The organism is Streptomyces sp. WMMB303, assembly GCF_029351045.1.
GTDB lineage: Bacteria > Actinomycetota > Actinomycetes > Streptomycetales > Streptomycetaceae > Streptomyces.
This window is the reverse complement of record NZ_JARKIN010000001.1, coordinates 4,495,717-4,514,830: the sequence shown is the minus strand read 5'-3', so window position 1 is coordinate 4,514,830 and position 19,114 is coordinate 4,495,717. Positions and strand designations below refer to the sequence as shown.

Annotated in this window: 15 protein-coding genes and 1 tRNA gene; all 16 read left to right on the top strand. The window is 72.8% G+C overall.

All coding sequences use genetic code 11. The annotated features are described in order from the left end of the window. Positions 1-127: 127 nt before the first annotated feature. Positions 128-1,375 carry an inositol-3-phosphate synthase gene (locus P2424_RS20055; protein ID WP_276477139.1) on the top strand — a complete coding sequence of 416 codons (1,248 nt, stop codon included), beginning with the start codon at positions 128-130 and terminating at the stop codon, positions 1,373-1,375. Then, complete coding sequence (locus P2424_RS20050) at positions 1,372-2,304, top strand: SCO3242 family prenyltransferase (RefSeq protein WP_276477138.1); 933 nt, start codon at positions 1,372-1,374, stop codon at positions 2,302-2,304. Before P2424_RS20055 ends, P2424_RS20050 begins: the two co-directional genes overlap by 4 nt. Next, entirely contained in the window at positions 2,301-3,224 is a 924-nt protein-coding gene (locus P2424_RS20045) for a sugar phosphate isomerase/epimerase family protein (RefSeq protein WP_276477137.1), read from the top strand. The genes P2424_RS20050 and P2424_RS20045 overlap by 4 nt, the downstream gene beginning before the upstream one ends. After that, a complete protein-coding gene (locus tag P2424_RS20040; protein WP_276477136.1) occupies positions 3,218-4,039 on the top strand; it encodes an EboA domain-containing protein in 822 nt (273 codons plus the stop codon). The genes P2424_RS20045 and P2424_RS20040 overlap by 7 nt, the downstream gene beginning before the upstream one ends. 46 nt (positions 4,040-4,085) lie before the next feature. Then, positions 4,086-4,961, top strand: coding sequence for a TatD family hydrolase (locus P2424_RS20035; protein ID WP_276477135.1), 876 nt, complete (start codon positions 4,086-4,088; stop codon positions 4,959-4,961). A 13-nt stretch (positions 4,962-4,974) separates the two neighbouring features. Further along, entirely contained in the window at positions 4,975-6,156 is a 1,182-nt protein-coding gene (gene eboE / locus P2424_RS20030; RefSeq protein ID WP_276477134.1) for a metabolite traffic protein EboE, read from the top strand. Beyond that, positions 6,153-7,556, top strand: coding sequence for a nucleotide pyrophosphatase/phosphodiesterase family protein (locus P2424_RS20025; RefSeq protein ID WP_276477132.1), 1,404 nt, complete (start codon positions 6,153-6,155; stop codon positions 7,554-7,556). The genes eboE and P2424_RS20025 overlap by 4 nt, the downstream gene beginning before the upstream one ends. Next, the gene (locus P2424_RS20020; protein ID WP_276477130.1) at positions 7,553-8,614 is read left to right on the top strand and encodes a sugar phosphate isomerase/epimerase; all 1,062 of its coding nucleotides are present in this window, start codon (positions 7,553-7,555) and stop codon (positions 8,612-8,614) included. Before P2424_RS20025 ends, P2424_RS20020 begins: the two co-directional genes overlap by 4 nt. Positions 8,615-8,761: 147 nt before the next feature. Then, positions 8,762-8,846: transfer RNA gene (locus P2424_RS20015), tRNA-Leu, on the top strand. A gap of 549 nt (positions 8,847-9,395) precedes the next feature. Continuing rightward, positions 9,396-9,743 carry an aliphatic sulfonate ABC transporter substrate-binding protein gene (locus P2424_RS20010; protein WP_276477129.1) on the top strand — a complete coding sequence of 116 codons (348 nt, stop codon included), beginning with the start codon at positions 9,396-9,398 and terminating at the stop codon, positions 9,741-9,743. A 78-nt stretch (positions 9,744-9,821) separates the two neighbouring features. Then, positions 9,822-10,127 carry a hypothetical protein gene (locus P2424_RS20005; protein WP_276477128.1) on the top strand — a complete coding sequence of 102 codons (306 nt, stop codon included), beginning with the start codon at positions 9,822-9,824 and terminating at the stop codon, positions 10,125-10,127. A 119-nt stretch (positions 10,128-10,246) separates the two neighbouring features. Further along, on the top strand, positions 10,247-10,606 hold the full coding sequence (locus tag P2424_RS20000; protein WP_276477127.1) for a hypothetical protein: 360 nt from the start codon (positions 10,247-10,249) through the stop codon (positions 10,604-10,606). A gap of 6 nt (positions 10,607-10,612) precedes the next feature. Further along, positions 10,613-12,037, top strand: a complete 1,425-nt coding sequence (locus P2424_RS19995) for a hypothetical protein (protein WP_276477126.1) — start codon at positions 10,613-10,615, stop codon at positions 12,035-12,037. Between the two features lie 130 nt (positions 12,038-12,167). Next, positions 12,168-12,530, top strand: a complete 363-nt coding sequence (locus tag P2424_RS19990; protein ID WP_276477124.1) for a hypothetical protein — start codon at positions 12,168-12,170, stop codon at positions 12,528-12,530. 38 nt (positions 12,531-12,568) lie between these two features. Then, positions 12,569-15,079 carry a hypothetical protein gene (locus P2424_RS19985; protein WP_276477123.1) on the top strand — a complete coding sequence of 837 codons (2,511 nt, stop codon included), beginning with the start codon at positions 12,569-12,571 and terminating at the stop codon, positions 15,077-15,079. After that, positions 15,076-19,113, top strand: a complete 4,038-nt coding sequence (gene eccCa, locus P2424_RS19980; RefSeq protein WP_276477122.1) for a type VII secretion protein EccCa — start codon at positions 15,076-15,078, stop codon at positions 19,111-19,113. The genes P2424_RS19985 and eccCa overlap by 4 nt, the downstream gene beginning before the upstream one ends. Position 19,114: the final 1 nt, after the last annotated feature.

Genomic DNA, 19,114 nt, shown 5'->3' with positions numbered 1-19,114 from the left:
CCAGCGGCCGCCCGGGCCGGGCCCGAACCCGGCCCGGGCCCGGCCTGCCCGCCCCCGGGGCGCAGGCGTGGCCCCGTCCCGCGCCCCCCCGGCGGCCCCTCGTACGCAGCACATCAGGGAGGACACCGTGACCGACCGCACCGACAGCTCCGACGTCCGGCCGCCCCGTACCGGGGTGTGGCTCATCGGCGCCAGAGGCTCCGTGGCGACCACCGCGATCACCGGAGCCGCGGCGCTCGCAGCCCGGCTGCATCCACCCGTCGGGATGGTCACCGAGACCGAGCCTTTCGCCGGTGCCGGGCTGCCACCGCTGGACTCCCTCGTCTTCGGCGGACACGACACCGCCTCCTGCCCGCTGCCCAAGCGGGCCGAGGCCCTCGCCGAAGCCGGTGTCCTCCCGCACGGCCTGCCCGCGGCGGTCCGCGCCGAACTCGCCACCGCCGACGCCGCCCTCCGCCCCGGCGCCCCGCCGGCCGGACCGGCCGCGGAGGACGCCGACGCCGAGGAAGAACTGATCGCCGGGTACGCGGCCGACCTCACCGAATTCACCCGCACCCACGGCCTGGCCCGCACCGTGGTGATCAACGTGGCCAGCACCGAGCCGTCCCCGCCCGTATCCGAGGAGGCGCCGGGCACCGCGCACACCCCCCTGCCGCCCAGCTCCCGCTACGCGGCCGCGGCCCTGCGCGCGGGATGCCCGTACGTCAACTTCACCCCGTCCGCGGGCCTCCACCACCCTCGACTGGCCGCAGCGGCCGGTACCGCCCGCGTCCCGTACGCGGGGCGGGACGGCAAGACCGGGCAGACCCTGCTGCGCTCGGTCCTGGCCCCGATGTTCGCGCAGCGCGCGCTGGCCGTACGCGCCTGGAGCGGCACCAACCTGCTCGGCGGCGGAGACGGCGCGGCACTCGCCGACCCCGCGGCGGCGGCCGCCAAGAACGCGGGCAAGGCGCGGGTCCTGGCCGACAACCTCGGCACCCTCCCGGAAGGAGAGGTGCACATCGACGACGTCCCGGCGATGGGCGACTGGAAGACCGCCTGGGACCACATCGCCTTCGACGGCTTCCTCGGCTCCCGCATGACGCTGCAGACCACCTGGCAGGGCTGCGACTCGGCGCTCGCCGCCCCGCTCGTCCTCGACCTGGCCCGGCTGCTCGCCCGCGCCGACGAACGCGGCCGCACCGGCCCGGTGCCCGGACTGGGCTTCTACTTCAAGGACCCCGACAGCGGTCCGGCCGACCTGCCGGGGCAGTGGCGGGCCCTGCTCGACCTCGCGTACGGCTTCCGGCACGGGCCGGGCGGCGCCGCCGGAGTGGACGAGCGTGCCGCGTCCGCCGACGGTGCGTCCGCCGACGGCACGGGAGCCGCCCGATGACCGGCCGAGGAGCCGCCTGGGCGCAACTCCTGCGGATCTCCGCGGTCTCCACCGTGCCCGGCGACGCGGTGGTCGGCGCCGTGGCGGCCGGCCGTGGCCCGGGCCGGGGGACTGCGCTGGCCGCGGGAGCCTCGCTGTGCCTGTACGAGGCGGGCATGGCGCTCAACGACTGGGCCGACCAAGAAGAAGACGCCCGTGAGCGCCCGCAGCGGCCGCTGCCCTCGGGCCGCATCCAGCCGCGGTCCGCCCTCGCGGCGGCAACCGGACTGACCGCCGCCGGGCTGGCGTTGGCCGCCCGCGCCGGCCGCCTCCCGCTCCTCACCGCCACCGCGCTGGCCACCACCGTGTGGGCCTACGACCTCCGCCTCAAGCACACCCCGGCAGGTCCCGCCGCCATGGCGGCGGCCCGCTCCCTGGACATACTCCTGGGCGCGGCGGCCACCGCGCGCCCCGCAGCGCCCGGGACCGACGGCACCCCGGCACCCCCGCCGGGGCCCGGTTCCGCACCGGTGCTGGGCGCGGCCGCCCTCATGGGGGCACACACCCTCGCGGTCACCTCCGTCTCCCGCCGAGAGGCGGAGGGCGGCGCCCCGGCGGTGCCGCTGGCGGCACTGGGCGCGGTGGCGGCGACCACGGCCGTGCTGACGCGGCAGCGGGCACCACTGACCCTCGCCGCGAGTACCGCCTACGCGGCGACAGCCGCCCGACCGCTGGCACACGCCGCGCTCAACCCCTCGCCGCCGCTGCTCCAGCGCGCGGTGGGCGGCGGGATCCGCGCCATGCTCCCGCTCCAGGCCGCACTCACCGCGCGCGGCTGCCGCACCTCCCACCCGCCGCGGGCCCGGACCACCTCTTCGCTCTCCGCCGCGGCACTGCTCGGCCTGCTGCCTCTCGCCCGCCGCCTCTCCCGGAAGGTCAGCCCCACATGACCCCGTCCAGGACCGCCTCCGCGCTGCGCTACGCCTACGGCACCAACGGCCTGGCCGACCTGCGGCTCCAGGACGCCCTCGGACTGCTCGCCGACCTCGGATACGCGGGCGTCGGGCTGACGCTCGACCACATGCACCTCGATCCCCTCGCCCCCGGGCTCCCGGCCCGCACCGCCGAGGTGGGCCGCGCACTGGACCGCCACGGGCTGACGGCCACCGTCGAGACCGGAGCGCGCTATGTGCTCGACGCGCGCCGCAAGCACCACCCCACGCTGCTCGACCCGGACGCGGAAGCCCGCACCGCCCGCATCGATCTGCTGCTCAAGGCCGTACGCGTCGCCGCGGACCTGGGCGCCCACGCCGTGCACTGCTTCAGCGGCCCCCTCCCGACGGGCACCGAGCCGGAGACCGGCTGGACGCGGCTGGCGGACGGTATCGGCACGGTGCTGGACGCCGCGGGTGCTGCCGGCGTCCCGGTGGCCGTCGAGCCGGAGCCCGGCCACCTGCTCGGGGACCTGGCCGGGTTCCACCGGCTGCGCACCGCACTCGGCAGCCCCGAACTCCTCGGGGTCACCCTCGACATCGGACACTGCCAGTGCCTGGAACCGCGTCCCCCGGCCGACTGCGTCCGGGACGCGGCACCCTGGCTGCGGCACGTGCAGATCGAGGACATGCGGCGCGGTGACCACACGCACCTGCCGTTCGGAGACGGCGAGATCGACTTCCCGCCGGTGCTGGCAGCGCTGCGCGCGGCGGACTACGACGGCCTGGTCACGGTCGAACTGCCCCGCGATTCGCACGCCGGCCCCGCACGCGCGGCCGACTCGCTCGCGTTCCTGACCGCCGCCGAGGCCGAGGCCCGGGCCGAGGCGGCCGCCGTACGGCACGACCCCCCGGAGCAGGAGGAGATCCCGTGCTGACCCCGCTCGCCTCCTTGCGCACCGGCCTGGAGCTGCGACTGGCCGCGGAGCCCCGCGCCTGGCTGCACCGGGCGCTGGCCGAAGCGGCGGACGACCGGCACCGCCCGGCCCCGGACGTCCCGCCGGACGGCGTCCGGCGGACCGCGAGTGCACCGTCCGGCAACCGGCCCGACCCGCCCCCCACCCGCTCCGTACCCCGCCTCCCGCGCTGGGAGCTGCACTTCGCCCGCGCCGGCCGCACCTGCCGCGGAGCGGCCGCGGACGGCACCGATGTGCCGGACCCGGTCGACGCGGCCCGCGTCCTCATCCTGCACGCGGCCGCCCCCGGCATCCAGGAGCTGACCCGGCTCTACCGGCACGGCACCGGCGACGAGCGGCGGGCCGTCCTGCTGGCCCTGCCGCATCTGGACCCGCCGCCCGAACAGGCCGCGGCCCTGGAACTGGTCGAGGACGCGCTGCGGACCAACGACACCCGGCTGATCGCCGCCGCGCTCGGACCGTACGCCGCAGCACACCTGGACGCGCACCAGTGGCGGCACGGTGTGCTCAAGTGCCTGTTCACCGGCGTACCGCTGACCGTGCTCGCCGGGCTGGCACACCGGGCCTCGGGGGACGCGGAACTCGCCCGCATGCTGGAGGACTACGCGCGCGAGCGCACCGCGGCGGGCCGCTCCGTGCCCGCGGACCTCGACCGGGTGCTGCGACTGGCCCGGCTCGCGGCGCCGGGGGAGACCGGGAAGCCCGCGCCTGTGCACCCGCCCCGTCCGGCCGCCGCACCACCGACGACCCCGCCCCGCCCTTCCCCCGAGCCGTAGCCAGCCGCGCGCCACAGCAGCGCCCGGAGCGAGGAGCGTGACGCCCATGACCAGGCCGACCCGCCGCATCTTCGACCCGCACATCCACATGACGTCCCGCACCACCGACGACTACGCCGCGATGTACGCCTCCGGGGTCCGGGCCCTGGTCGAGCCCTCCTTCTGGCTCGGCCAGCCGCGCACCTCGCCCGCGACCTTCCTCGACTACTTCGACGCGCTGCTCGGCTGGGAGCCCTACCGGGCCGCCCAGTACGGCATCGCCCACCACTGCACCCTCGCGCTCAACCCGAAGGAGGCCAACGACCCGCGCTGCCTCCCGGTACTGGACGAACTCCCGCGCTACCTCCTCAAGGACGGGGTGGTCGCCGTCGGCGAGATCGGCTACGACTCGATGACCCCCGCCGAGGACGACGCACTGGCCGCACAGCTGCAACTCGCCCACGACCACGAACTGCCCGCCCTCGTCCACACCCCGCACCGGGACAAGGCCGCCGGGCTGGCCCGCACCCTCGATGTCCTGCGGGAGTCCCCGCTCCCTCCCGAGCGGGTGCTGCTCGACCACCTCAACGAGACGACGGTGGGCGACGCGGCGGACAGCGGCTGCTGGCTCGGCTTCTCCATCTACCCCGACACCAAGATGGACCCCGACCGGATGGTCCGCATCCTGCGGGTGCACGGCACCGAGCGGGTGCTGGTCAACTCCGCCGCCGACTGGGGGCACAGCGACCCGCTCAAGACCGGCCACGTCGCCGACGCCATGCTCGCCGCCGGCTTCGAGGACGACGACGTCGACAGAGTGCTGTGGCGCAACCCCGTCGCCTTCTACGGCCAGAGCGGACGCCTCGCCCTGGACGTCCCGCCGCCCGGCGCACGCGAGCAGCACCTGTTCCAGGGCAACTCCATCCTGCGCGGCGGAGAGTGAGGAGAGCGCGGCCATGCGATTCCGGCACCCCGACGGCACCACGGTCCACCTCGCCTACTGCACCAACGTCCACGCCGCCGAACAACTCGACGGCGTGCTGGAGCAACTCACCGCGTACGCCGAGCCCGTACGCCGCAGACTGCACCGGGACCGGCTCGGCATCGGCCTGTGGCTCGCCCGCGACGCCGCCCGCACCCTCACCGACGACCCCGCGGCCGTCCGGCGGCTGCGCTCCGGACTCGACCGCGCCGGCCTGGAGGTCGTCACCCTCAACGGCTTCCCCTACCAGGGCTTCGGCAACGAACACGTCAAGTACCGCGTCTACCGGCCCGACTGGACCGACGACGCCCGCCTGGAGCACACCACCGACCTGGCCCGGCTGCTGGCCGCACTGCTGCCGGACGACGTCCGCGAAGGCAGCGTCTCCACCCTCCCGCTCGCCTGGCGCACCGGCTTCGACGCCGAGGCCCGGCACCGCGCGCTGACCCGGCTGCACACCCTCGCCGCCCGGCTGGACGCGCTGGAGGAGCTGACGGGCCGCTCCATCCGCGTCGGACTGGAACCCGAGCCCGGCTGCACGGTGGAGACCACAGCCGACCTGATCCAGGCACTCGGCGGGGAGGACGGCCCGCCCGCGCACCGGATCGGCGGCTGCCTGGACACCTGCCACCTGGCCACCGCCTTCGAGGACCCCGCCAAAGCGCTGGCCGGGCTCGCCGAGGCCGGCCTGCCCGTGGTCAAGTCCCAGCTCTCCGCCGCGCTGCACGCAGAGCACCCGGACCGCCCCGAAGTGCGCGCCGCCCTCGCCGAGTTCGCCGAACCCCGCTTCCTGCACCAGACCCGCGCCCGCACCCCGGACGGAACGCTCCGGGCCACCGACGACCTCGACCGGGCCCTGGCCCCCGGAGCGCTGCCCACCGGCGGGCCCTGGCGCTCCCACTTCCACGTACCGCTGCACGCTCCCCTCGACCCACCGCTGACCGCCACCACCGACGTCCTCGGCGAGACCCTCGCCCACCTGGTCGGCGGCCCCACTCCGCTGACCCGGCACCTGGAGGTGGAGACCTACACCTGGCAGGCCCTTCCGATGGCACTGCGCCCCACCACCCGCGCCCAGCTCGCCGACGGCCTGGCCGCCGAACTGTCCACCGCCCGCGACCTGCTGACCGGTCTCGGCCTCAAGGAGCTGCCGTGAGCACCCCGCTGCTGGTCATCGACGTCGTCGGGCTGACCCCCGCACTGCTGACCCACATGCCTCACCTGCGCGCCCTGGCCCGGGACGGCGCGCAGGCCCCCCTCGGCACCGTCCTGCCCGCCGTCACCTGTGCCGCACAGTCCACCTTCCTCACCGGGGAACTCCCCGCCCGGCACGGCATCGTCGGCAACGGCTGGTACTTCCGCGAACTCGGTGACGTACTGCTGTGGCGGCAGCACAACGCGCTGGTCGGCGGCGAGAAACTCTGGCACGCGGCCCGCGCCCGGCAGCCCGGCTACACGGTGGCCAACATCTGCTGGTGGTACGCGATGGGCGCGGACACCGACTGGACCGTCACCCCCCGCCCCGTCTACTACGCCGACGGCCGCAAGGAACCCGACTGCTACACCCGGCCCCCGGCCCTGCACGACGAACTCGTCGCCGAACTCGGCGACTTCCCGCTCTTCACCTTCTGGGGCCCAGGCGCGAACCTGACCTCTTCGCAGTGGATCATCGACGCCACCCGCCACATCCTGCGCACCCGCCACCCCGACCTCGCACTGTGCTACGTCCCCCACCTCGACTACGACCTCCAGCGCCACGGCCCCGACGACCCGCGCGCCCACCGCGCCGCCGCCGACGTGGACGCCGCCCTCGCCCCACTGCTCGCCGACGCGCACGCCGAGGGCCGCACCGTCGTCGCCCTCTCCGAGTACGGCATCACCCGGGTGCGCCGGCACGTCGACATCAACCGCGTGCTGCGCCGCGCCGGACTCCTGGAAGTGCACACCCAGGACGGCATGGAGTACCTGGACCCGTGGACCTCCCGCGCCTTCGCCGTCGCCGACCACCAGCTCGCCCACGTCTACGTCCGCGACCCCGCCGACCTGCCCGCCACCCGCGCGGCACTGGCCGGACTGCCCGGCCTGGAACAGCTCCTGGACGAGACCGGGAAGAAGGAGGCCGGCCTGGACCACCCCCGCTCCGGCGAACTCGTCGCCGTGGCCGAACCCGACGCCTGGTTCACCTACTACTACTGGCTGGACGATCGCCGCGCCCCCGACTTCGCACAGCTCGTGGAGATCCACCGGAAGCCCGGCTACGACCCCGTCGAGCTGTTCATGGACCCGAACGACCCCTACGTCAAACTCCGCGCCGCCGCCGCGCTGGCCCGCAAGAAGACCGGCATGCGCTACCGCATGGCCGTCGTCCCCCTCGACCCCACTCCGATCCGGGGCAGCCACGGACGGCTCCCGGACCGGACCGAGGACGGCCCCCTGCTCCTCTGCTCACGCGCCGACGCGCTCGGCGACCGCGGGCGGAACGGGCCGGCCGCCGCCTTCCCCGCCACCGAAGTGAAACGCCTGCTTCTCGACCTCGCACTGGGAGACGCCTCATGAGCAGCCCGTCAGCCGACCCGCAGTACGCCGAACTCCACCGCAGGCTGCGCCGCCGCGGCTTCCTCGGCGTCGCCGCGGGCGCCACCGCCGCCACCCTGCTGGGAGCACGCCCCGCCGCCGCCGCACCGCAGTCCGCCGAGGCGGCGGACCACCGGGGCTGCCGCCCGATCGTCCCGCGGGGCAAACTGGGCATCCAGCTCTACACCCTCCGCGATCAGGTCCAGCAGCTCGGCTTCGGCCCCGTCTTCCGGGAGCTGGAGCGCTACGGCTACGACTCGGTCGAGTTCGCCGGCTACACCCAGGGCACCGGCGACCTCACCCTCCGGCAGCTCAAGCGCCTCATGCGGGAGCACGGCCTGCGCGGCATCGGCAGCCACGTCGGCTACTACTCCGCCGACCCCGACGCCTACACCTTCGCCACCCAACTGGAGAAGGTCGTCGACGACGCGGCAGCCCTCGGGCTGCCCCACGTGGGAACCGCGGCCAGCCCCGACCGCTACGGCCGCACCGTGGACGGCTGGAAGCGCGCCGCCGAGGACTTCAACACCTACGGCGCGGCGGCACGCGCCCGCGGGCTGACCTTCTACCAGCACAACCACCAGATGGAGTTCGGCTTCGCCGAGGACAAGCCGCACGTGCGCCTCTACGACGTGCTGCTCGCCGAGACCGATCCGGAACTGGTCCACCTGGAGATGGACATCTACTGGGCCTACGCCGGACAGCACCGCTTCAGCGTCCGCCCCGACGGCACCCCGGCCCCCTTCGACCCGCTCGACTACGTACTGGCGGCCCCGCACCGCTACCCCCTCTTCCACGTCAAGGACGGCGAGCACGACGAAGCGTCACCGGACGGCTACCACATGGTCGACGTCGGCGACGGCGACATCGACTACGAGCACTTCATCGGCACCGTCCTCAGACGCCACCGGGGCCGCCGCACCGACCACCACTGGCTGATGGAGCGCGACGACGCCGTCGACCCCGACGCCAACCCCGCCGGCTCCTTCACCTCGGCCCGCCGCTCGGCCGCCTACCTGCGCGGCAGGCGCCACCGGTGACGCCGTTCCTCGAGGAGCCGTGAGGCATATTCCACGACATTCGTGACAAAAGGTGCGGAGTGCCAGGAAACCCAGGTGAGAAGCACTCCCAACCCTTGGTATCGTTACGGCCGTCGCCACGACAGCCCAGCTCCGTGGCGCGGCCCGGTCCGGGTGGCGGAATGGTAGACGCGCTAGCTTGAGGTGCTAGTGCCCTTTATCGGGCGTGGGGGTTCGAGTCCCCCCTCGGACACGTACCAAATCCCCACGGTTGCCTATATGCCGTGGGGATTTGCTGTTTCCGGTGCCGGGTGTGATCTCGGCGAGGACTGTGGCTTTGTTCGAGGCGTAGGTGAGCTGGAGCCCGAGCTGGCTGTAGAGCTCGGCTTTGTCCTGTGGCTTGGCCTGCTGGAGTGTGGCGGTGGCATCGCCGGCTGAGCGGACGATCTTGGAGACGGCTTTCCGGGACGCTGGTCCGTCGGTTTGTGTCCGGGCGGTGGAGCAGGGCTGTGCCTGGGAGCGCGGTGTGGTCGGGGGGCGCGGGCGCCCCCAGCCCGTCCAGCACGACACTCTCGTCGACGGCGGCCTGAATCCTCCGGTAGCGGCTCACGCCTGCCGTCCGGGGCCGTGCTGTCCGCCCCCCGTGACCTACAGCACGGCTCGGCTGCTCCCGACCGGACGGAGGGAGTCGAATCGCTCGTCGGCCGAGCAGCGCTACGCGAGTGCTACGGAGTTGCTACCGCCGGCCCGTAACGTCTGGAACGTACTTGCAGGCGGGTTCGGGCCAGCACGGGGAGCGGGCATGTCCGGTGACTACGACGTCAACATCAGCACCGAAGCGGTCAAAGGGATCGAGGGCATCGTCGACGACGCCTTCGAACGGATGAGTACCTCCGCCAAGGCGGTCGGCAACCAGGGGGAGCAGATCGCCGTGGCGTACAAGGGCAGCGGCACCGCCACCGCGATGGACAGCTACAGCAACCTCGCCGGCGCAGGCACGGCGTTGAGCGATGCGCTGGAAGGGCTCAAGAGCGACCTCAACCTCACCGGCGAGCACGGCCACGAGACCGACCAACGCGCCAACCAGGCGATACAGCAGGCGGCCGCCGGCGGAACGGCATCCGGCGTACAGAGCGGCATGCGGGCCTGACAGCCGACCAGGCCGGTGCGGCGGGACCTCGGCGGTGCCTGCGGCGCGGGGGCGACACGACAACAGGGGAGAGAGCACATGGGGTCGGACGGGCACTACCAGTTCAGCGATGTGGGGCTCAGCGACGTACAGAGCGTCGGCAGGCAGCAGGTCGAGGAGTGCAACGCCATCTGGGGCGACGTGATGACCAGGATCGCGGCGCTCTTCCCCGAGGGGCAGATCGACGAGGGGCTCGCGATGGTCCTGAGCGACCGTAACGAGCAGTACAAGAAGAGCGTCGAGCGCTACGTCGACGACTTGGGCTTGCAGAACGTGGCGGTGGGCAACACCCGCGACATCGCCGCCGAGGGCGGTGCAGCGATGCGCCGGGCCGCGAGTATGTGACCGCGTGCGGTGCGTAGCCGCGTTCACTGCGCACAACACGTCGGGCGTACGCACGGTGTACGCGAAGGCGACGGACGAGCCGGTGGCGAGCACAGGACGACAACGGGGGAGACCACGCCATGGAGGGAACGGGTGGCACCGAGCACTACAACGCCGACGCCTCGCGCAATACGCAGGCCCGCTTGGCGGGGCTGGAAGGGCTCGGATTGCTGAAGGCGACCTTCCTCAGTATCGCCTCGCCCGCCGGGATCTTCGGCAAGGTACCGAACGGGGCGGACGCCGAGGAAGCGCTGCGCGGGGCGGCCCGCGGCATGCTCGACGAACTGGAACGGGCCGGGATCTCGGTGGAGAACATCGTCGGCAACGCGGGCACGGTGGCGGATATCGCGGACATGACCGACGAAGAGGCCGCCCTGCAGAACAGCATGGCCGCTGCCGCCGCGCGTGCGCACGGCGGTGCTCAGTACGAGCTGGAGTGAGCCGCCGTGGCCGACGACTTCCACAGGACGATCGATGTGATCCTCAGTGCCAACGACTACGCCATGAAGGCTGCGGCGGGTGCGTGGACGGCGCTGGCCGGTGCCGCGACCGGGAGCAGCGACAGCCTCAACGGTATCGCCGCCGAGACAGCCGCCGAGCCCGGTATCGGGCTGGTCGAGCTGGCCGACCGGCTGGGCGGCGTCGGCGGCTGGGGAGACGGCGCGGCCGCACTGGCCATGTCCGTGAGCCGCCAGCTCCAGAACGCGGGAGAGGCGTCGTCCATGGCCGCCGAACGGGCCCAGAGCCTCCTGCTTGAGTACCGGAATGAGGTGGAGGCCCGCGCGGGCAAGGAACAGGACGCCACTTCGGGAGGGAACGGGGCCGTCACGCTCCAGGCCGACAAGGCCCTGGCCATGCACGGCTCCCGGATCGAGGAACTGCGCGGGGAAGCCGAGAGCGAACGGGACACGCTCGTCGCCGTCTTCGGTGAGGTCATCGGCGGCAACGCGCCCCCGGCGCCGGAGGTGGGTGCGGCGGCGGGTGGCGGGGTGCCGGGGGGCGGTGCGGGGCCGGTGGGCGCGGGTGGCGGTTCCGCAGCCACCGCGGGCGGCAGCACCGACGCTCCCACCCACCTCGCCGCCAACGGGGCGGCCATCGGTACCGACGCCTACCCCTACTCCTCGGTCGTCGGCGTCGACGGCGGTGACTTCGCGGGCTGGGTCCGCAGCCCCAACACCGGCTTCCTGGTCGATCCGGCGACCGGGCGGGAGTTCGACCCCGTCTCCGGGCGCTGGATCGACCCGCTGACGGGGCGGCCGTTCGGAGAGGTCACCGACTACGCCACCCGGCTGGCGGGGCTCGGTGGGGGACCCGGCGCTCTGGCGGGAGCCGGCGGGGTCGGCCTGGTGGCGGTCGGGGGAGGCCCGGCCCCGCAGGGCAGCGGCTTCGCGGGGCTGTACGGCGGCGTCCTGCCGCCCAGCCTCGCCCATACCGGACCGGCCCAGCCCCAACTGGCCCGGCAGGCTGCGGGCAACCTCGCGCACAAGGCGGAGGTGGCCAACCGCTTCGCCGCCCGGGAGGCGGCCCAGGGAGGGCGGCCGTATCTGCCTCCGCCCGGAGCGGGGTCCCAGGCAGCGGCGACCGCGCGGGGGGCGGCCGCCGCGTCCAGGACCCGGCCCCGGCTGTTCGGGGAGTCTCCCGACACCTGGCGCGCCCGCGCGGCCGACGCCTCGGCCCGCCATCGCCTCGCCGGTCCGGCCCCTGCTGCGGGCGGCGCCCAGGGGGCGGCGCGTACAGGCAAGGGGGGAGACCGGCGAGAGCGGCGCGATTCCGGAACGGGGTCGCGCTCCGCCGCCGACGGCTCCGGCAAGGAGCCGGACCGGGCGTGGTGCAGCGCGCGTAGGGCCGGTCGGGGCGTGCTGGGTGAGTAAGGGGGGTGCTGAGGGCTCGGCACCCCGGCTCCGGCAGGCCCAAGCACCGTCCTGCCGGAGCGCGGAGGGCAAGCCCGGCATCCGGGCACACCGACATCGAGACCGTACCGACGACACCGGAGCAGACGGCATGGCAGTGGACGAGGGACTTGAGTACACGCCCGACGGATGGCGCGAGGGCGGCAGGACCAGCACCAGATCCGCCGACGCGGCCGAGGAGGCCCGCCGGTACCTCCGGGGCGTGGACGCGTCACCGGCCCGCTTCGGCGGCGCCGACGCGTACGTGAACGCGCTGAACGGTAACAGCGACCGGCAGGCGGGCAGCGCGGGGCGGGCCGCCGAGGACAGAGACACGATGAGCGCCGCCGACCACCAGGTCGCCGAGCTGGGGGAGGGGACCGACACCGCGGCCGACCGCGCGATACGGGCCGCCGGCCCGACCGACGCGGCCGGGCAGAGCGTCGTCTCACGTGGCGTCGCCGAAGGTATGTGAGCCGACGGGAAGCAGGCGAGGAGAAAAGGGGCCACGCGGTGGGAGCAGGCGTCGAGTTCGGCAAGTCGGACGTCAAAGAGATGACCGACAAGGACCCGTGGCAGCGTCGGCAGGACTTCTCGGACGAGGTCAGCACCGAGGACATGGCGGATACCGCGGTGCAGTACGCCATCGCGGCAGGCGAGGCCGGGTCGGCCGGTGAGCTGGCGCGACTGGCGTCCGAGCAGAGCGCCGATTCGGGCTCGCTGAACGGTGCGGAGCTGCTGGAGAAGGAGCAGCGCGACACCCTCACCGCGAACGACCTCGGCAACAACGGCGCGCAGATGGACACGGTGGTCGGCAACATCCTCAAGGGGATGGGCTTCGCGCTGGGCGCCGAGGACGAGAACGAGCAGGTCATCGACGGCGGCGGCGGCTACGGCAGCGGCCTCGACCAGCGCATCGAGGACCTGAGCGACGATGCGAAGAACGACTACGACAACTGCGTATGGGTGCTGCAGATGCCCGCGTCGAGCAGCACGCGCCCCGCCGGGCACCCGCTCGCCCCCGACCCGTCCATCGCACCGAAAGTGGTCTACGACTACGTCGAGTACGAGGCCGCCCGCGGCCAGGGCGGCTGGGTCCCGCCGTACGAACTGGTCGCAGCGATCCGCAAGATCTATCTGGACCAGGCGGTCGAGGCCGCCGAAGAGGCGGACGGCGACATCAAGGACGTCATCGAGAAGTACCGCCGGGACATGGGCGAGTTGGCCGTCGAACTCGAAGACGCGGGCTACGACACGTCCGAGGGACCGCTGCGGCTCTGGCACACCGAGGAAATGGCGGCGTACAACGGCAGCAGGTTGAACGAGGAGCTGGAGAAGGAGAACCCCAGCTCCAGCGCGCTGGAGCGGTACAGCAGCGGACTCGGTTCCGCCGTGGACGACATGTTCGACGCGGACGGGAACGTCCGCGAGGACTTCGATGCGAACACCTCACAGCTCGACGAGTACACCCAGGAATTCCTCCAGCACCTCACGGCGGATTCCCTCGCCACGCTGGGGGCCATGAATCCCCCGCGTCCACCGGTCGGCGAGGAATACACCTTCGAGGATCCGTTGCTCGCCGTCCAGGAGGCCGTGGCGAACGGCATCAACGCCTCCATGAACGAAGCCGTCGGCGGCAGCGACCCGGGTACCGGAGCCCCCATGCCGCCCGGCATGAAGGAATTCGTCTACGGCTACGACCAGAAGCTCGACGACATGGGGACGTGGCCGGGCAGCGGGCTGCGCAGCGCTGTTCAGGACCACGGGAACTTCGGGAACCTCATGTCGCATGCGACGGTCGCGTCCGGTGACGCCTTCAGCCGGAGCATGGTGAACTCGGCCCTCGACGTGCAACGGGTGATCGAGGAGAAGAACGCGGACATCACCCGGCACAACGGATCGAACAGCGTGGCCGAGATGGGCAGCGATCCCTATCCGTGGCTGGAGGTCGACGGTGTGGACGGTCTCCTGACAGCCGCCTCACGCAACGAGGAGGCGTCGGCGAACATGCTCTCGGACATGGACCTCACGCATGACGTCCTGGTGCGCGAATGGCAGGGGTCCGACGGGGTCGCCGACCTGATCCGGGCGGGCACCACACTGCCCGAGGGCGTGGACCACAACAGCGAGGCCGCCGAGCCCTATTTCGCGGCAGCCGGAAACGTCCTGGAAAGCACCGGCGCCAACTACGAGCATCTCAGGTCGGTGAACGAGGGCCCGCGCGCGGACACCAGCGCGATGCACGGTGCCATCGGGGAGACCGCCGTCAAGTACATGGACCTGCTCGCCTACAACCCCACGTCCGGATCCTCCGGGCCCGTTCCTGGCGTGGAGGTGTTCGGTGAGACGTACGACCACGGTTTCAAACTGTCCAAATCGCATCACGACGGCCTCTTCGAGCTGATGGTGACGACGGACGAGGACGTCGCCCAGCAGTTCGGCAGGGACCTCGGGGAGTGGCAGTACAACACCGCTCACGGGGCGTTCTCCGACGCCGGGGAGGGCGGTGGCCCCGTCCACGATACGAACAACGCCGTCATGCGTGTCAGCGGCTACGTGGACAGGGCTTACGAGGCCGTTGAAGGTGACGGGCTGCGCAGGTCGGATCTGAAGACCTCCATGCTCGCCGGAGCGAACGCCGTCGCGGGCCTCGCTCCCAAGCCGACCGGCTTCGGGGTGGCCCTCGGTATGGAGGCCGTACGCAACCTGACCGACGTACCGCAGGAGCCCGCCGACGAACTCAAGTACCACAACGACCTGCGAGGGGACATCTACCCGCGGCAGATCATCGCCCGCGCCGCCAGGGACGCCGGCTACGACGGGATGGGCGACGCCGATGTCCCCACCCTCGAAGAGGACGACCGGGCCAGGACCGACGAAGAGGTGACCGACGGGGACCGGGCCCGCGAGCGGGACGCCGTCACCGACGCCGCCGACGGTGAACTCACCGACCTGGAGGAGGAGCACGGCTACCTCGCGGATCACGCCGCCTACCAGGAGGGCAGGCGGGGGGTCGGCGAATGACCACCGTCACCTTCCGCCGCCCTCCGCGCGCCCCCCAGCCCTCCGTCCCCGAGGGCGAGGTCGTGTTGAAGGCCCCGCCGGAGCTGCCGCGGCCCGACCCGAACAGCAATGTGTGGCTCACCGCGCTCCCGGCGCTCAGCGGGCTCGGCTCGGTGATGTACATGCTGACGATGGGACGCGGGCCCATCGGATATGTCGTCGGCACCATGTTCCTGGTCTCGTCCCTCGCCATGGTCGTCGGTTCCCTCCTGCGGCAGCGCGGCAGTACCAAGGGGCAGGCGCAGAGCGAGCGGCGCGAGTATCTGCGCTACCTGGACCGCACCCGTGCCGAGGTGCGCCGGACGGCGCAGGCGCAGCGGGACGCTCTGGTCTGGTCCGCCCCGGTGCCGCACGCGCTGTGGGCCGTGGCTGACGGCCGGCGGCTGTGGGAGCGGCGCGCGGGCGACGACGACTTCGGCGTGGCACGCATCGGCGTCGGCCCCCGGTATCTGGCCACCCCGCTGGTGCCGGGGGAGTCCGCGCCGGTCGAGGACCTGGACCCGCTCAGCGCCGTCGCGCTCAAGCACTTCATCGATGCCCACTCCGTCCTCCCCGGGCTGCCGGTGCAGGTGGCGCTGCGTCGCTTCGCCTCCCTCGCGGTGTCCGGGGACCCGGCCGAGTGCCGCGGTCTGCTCCGTGCCCTCATCGCGCACGCCGCCACCTTCCACGCCCCCCGGGACATGCGGGTCCTGATCTGTGCGCGCGAACCCGACGGCGCGGACTGGGGCTGGGTGAAGTGGCTCCCGCACGCGCACCACCCGGACGAGCTCGACCACGCGGGCCCGGTGCGCATGGTGCACAGCAGCCTCGCCGGACTGGAGGACCTGCTCGGCAGCGAGCTGAGCCGCCGCACCCGCTTCAGCCGTGACGCCGAGGCCGACCCCGACCTGCCGCACCTTCTCGTCGTGCTCGACGGCGGGCTGGTCATGGGCTCGGAGGCGCTGCTCGACCCGAACGGCATGCAGGGTGTCACCGTCCTCGACCTGGACGGCCAGGCGGCAACTCTCACCGAGGCACACGGGGTACGTCTCGATGTCACAGACGGGGCGCTGCGGGTGCTCACGGGGGAGAGCAGCGACGACCTCGGCACCGCGGACACCCTGTCGGTGCCCGAGGCCGAGGCACTGGCCCAGCAGCTGTCCGGGTTCCGGCTGGACGCCGCCACCGTACGCAGCGAGGACCTGGGGACGGCCGACACCTCGCTGCCGGGGCTGCTGGGCATCCGCGACGCGGGACGCCTCGACCTGGACACCCTGTGGCGGGCCCGCCCGATGCGGGACCGGCTCAAGACGCCCCTCGGCCTCTCGGCCGAGGGCGGCCCGCTGGAGCTGGACATCAAGGAGTCCGCGCAGAACGGTATGGGCCCACACGGGCTGCTGGTCGGCGCGACCGGTTCCGGCAAGTCGGAGCTGCTGCGCACGCTTGTGCTGGCAATGGCCGCCACGCACTCCTCCGAGCAGCTCAACTTCGTCCTCGTCGACTTCAAGGGCGGCGCCACCTTCGCGGGGATGTCCGAACTGCCGCACGTCGCCGCCGTGATCACCAACCTGGAGGACGACCTCAGCCTCGTGGACCGGATGCGGGAGGCCCTCGCGGGTGAGATGAACCGCCGGCAGGAGGTGCTCCGGGACGCCGGGAACCTGGTGTCCGTACGGGACTACGAGCGAGCCCGGCAGCGTGGGGCCGCGCTGCCGCCGCTGCCCAGCCTGTTCGTCGTCGTGGACGAGTTCTCCGAACTGCTCGCCCAAAAACCGGACTTCGCCGATCTGTTCGTGCAGATGGGACGGTTGGGCCGCTCCCTGGGGCTGCACCTGCTGCTCGCCTCGCAGCGGCTGGACGAGGGACGGCTGCGTGGTCTGGAGGCGCACCTGTCGTACCGCATCGGGTTGCGCACCTTCTCCGAGCAGGAGAGCCGCACCGCCATCGGCGTCCCCGACGCCCACCACCTGCCTTCCGCGCCGGGGCACGGCTACCTGAAGACGGACACCACCACCCTCAAGCGCTTCCGCGCCGCCTACGTCTCCGGCGCCTACCGCACCGCTGAGGAAGGCGATGGCGCCACGCTGAGCGGCCCCGGCGATGTGCGGCCCTTCCCCAGCGGATATGTGCCCGTGCCGGCGGGACTGCGCGAGCCGGAGCCGCAGCCGGTCCTGGCCGACGACGAGTTCGGCGCGGACGAGGAGCTGAACACCACGGTCCTCAGCGTGATGGCCGAGCAGATGGAGGTGCAGGGCCCGCAGGCGCACCAGGTGTGGCTGCCGCCGCTGGAGGAGCCCGACACCCTCGACGGCCTGTACGGTGACCTCGCCGTGCGGGAGAGCCGTGGGCTGGGCGCGGCGCCCGGCAGGCCGCAGCTGCACGCTCTGATCGGTTCCGTCGACCGGCCCTTCCACCAGCGGCGCGAGCCGCTGACGCTGGATCTGTCGGGCGCCGGCGGGCATGTCGCGGTCGTCGGGGGACCGCGCAGCGGCAAGTCGACGGCCCTGCGCACTCTCATTGCCTCGCTGGCTCTGCGGCACACCCCGCGCGAGGTGCAGTTCTACTGCCTCGACTTCAGCGGCACGCTCTTCGCCCTGTCCGGGCTGCCCCATGTCGGCGGTGTCGCGGGGCGGCTGGACGCGGAAGTCGTCAACCGTACGGTGGCCGAGGTGCTGGAGGTGCTGGAAGAGCGTGAACTGCGCTTCCGGGGGATCGGCGTGGACTCCATGGCCGACTACCGTGCCCTGCGCGCGGACACACGAGCGGGCGAGGACCGCTTCAAGGACCCGTTCGGCGATGTGTTCCTGGTGGTGGACGGCTGGCAGGTGCTGCGCCAGAGCTTCCCGGAGCTGGAGGAGGCCCTGATGGGCGTGGCCGGACGCATGCTGACCTACGGCATCCACCTCGTCGTCTCCGGCAATCGCTGGCTGGACATGCGCATGGGGCTGCGCGACCTGATCGGCACCAGGGTGGAGCTGAAGCTCGGCGACGCGCTCGACTCCGAGGTGGACCGCAAGGCCCAGCGCACCGTCCCGGCCGGCAAGCCCGGCCGGGGAGTCACGAAGGAGAAGCTGCACTTCCTGACCGCCGTGCCACGCCTGGACGGGGAACGCTCGGACGCCGGGCTGGCGGACGGTGTCGCCGATCTCGTACGGCAGGTGGGCGACGCGTGGCAGGGCGCCCCCGCCTCCAGGGTGCGGCTGCTGCCGACCCAGTACTCCCTGGCAGAAGTACCTGCCGCCGAGGAGCGGACGGACGACGGCGAGGGCAAGGGCGTGGTCATCGGGGTGGAGGGCAACAGACTGGAGCCGGTCGTCCTCCGGCCCGGAGAAGACCACGGGCTGATCGCCCTGGGGGAGAGCGAGACGGGGAAGACCTCCCTGCTGCGGGCGGTGGGTCATCAGGTCATCGACACCTGGCAGCCGTCGCAGGCCAAACTCGTCATCTTCGACTACCGCATGACCATGCTCCGTGAGTTCTCCGGGGACAGCGTGCTCGGCTACACCACCAACCACGACACGTCCATCGAGGTGGTGGCCGGCCTGGTCGCCGGTCTCCGGGAGCGGCTGCCGGGCCCCGACGTCACCCCGGAACAACTGCGCGACCGCTCCTGGTGGTCGGGGCCCGAGATCTACCTCCTCGTAGACGACTACGACCTGGTGGCGACCTCGGCCGGCAACCCGCTCAAACAGCTCGTCGAGTTCCTGCCGCAGGCCCGCGCCGTCGGACTGCACCTGTATGTGACGCGACAGGCAGGCGGAGCGGGGCGCGCCACCGGAGACCCGGTGCTGTCCCGGATGCGGGAGCTGAACTTCCCGGGACTGCTGATGAGCATGCCCAGGGAGGAGAGCGCTGTGTGGGGCCACCGCTCGGCCCGGCGCAACCGCGGCCGGGCACTGATGCTCCACCGCAAGCTCGGCACGACGCCGGTGCAGCTGGTGCGCTGCGAAGCCCCGGCTCTGGACGGCGACGACCCGCCCTCAACCTCCGCTTCCGACCTCAGTGTGGACAGGTGAC

Excerpts from the sequence above, each read along its gene's own strand:
- P2424_RS20050 (WP_276477138.1), top strand. The coding sequence starts at position 1,372 with ATGACCGGCCGAGGAGCCGCCTGGGCGCAACTCCTGCGGATCTCCGCG.
- P2424_RS20045 (WP_276477137.1), top strand. The coding sequence starts at position 2,301 with ATGACCCCGTCCAGGACCGCCTCCGCGCTGCGCTACGCCTACGGCACC.
- P2424_RS20035 (WP_276477135.1), top strand. The coding sequence starts at position 4,086 with ATGACCAGGCCGACCCGCCGCATCTTCGACCCGCACATCCACATGACG.
- eboE (WP_276477134.1), top strand. The coding sequence starts at position 4,975 with ATGCGATTCCGGCACCCCGACGGCACCACGGTCCACCTCGCCTACTGC.
- P2424_RS20020 (WP_276477130.1), top strand. The coding sequence starts at position 7,553 with ATGAGCAGCCCGTCAGCCGACCCGCAGTACGCCGAACTCCACCGCAGG.
- P2424_RS20010 (WP_276477129.1), top strand. The coding sequence starts at position 9,396 with ATGTCCGGTGACTACGACGTCAACATCAGCACCGAAGCGGTCAAAGGG.
- P2424_RS20005 (WP_276477128.1), top strand. The coding sequence starts at position 9,822 with ATGGGGTCGGACGGGCACTACCAGTTCAGCGATGTGGGGCTCAGCGAC.
- P2424_RS20000 (WP_276477127.1), top strand. The coding sequence starts at position 10,247 with ATGGAGGGAACGGGTGGCACCGAGCACTACAACGCCGACGCCTCGCGC.
- P2424_RS19990 (WP_276477124.1), top strand. The coding sequence starts at position 12,168 with ATGGCAGTGGACGAGGGACTTGAGTACACGCCCGACGGATGGCGCGAG.
- eccCa (WP_276477122.1), top strand. The coding sequence starts at position 15,076 with ATGACCACCGTCACCTTCCGCCGCCCTCCGCGCGCCCCCCAGCCCTCC.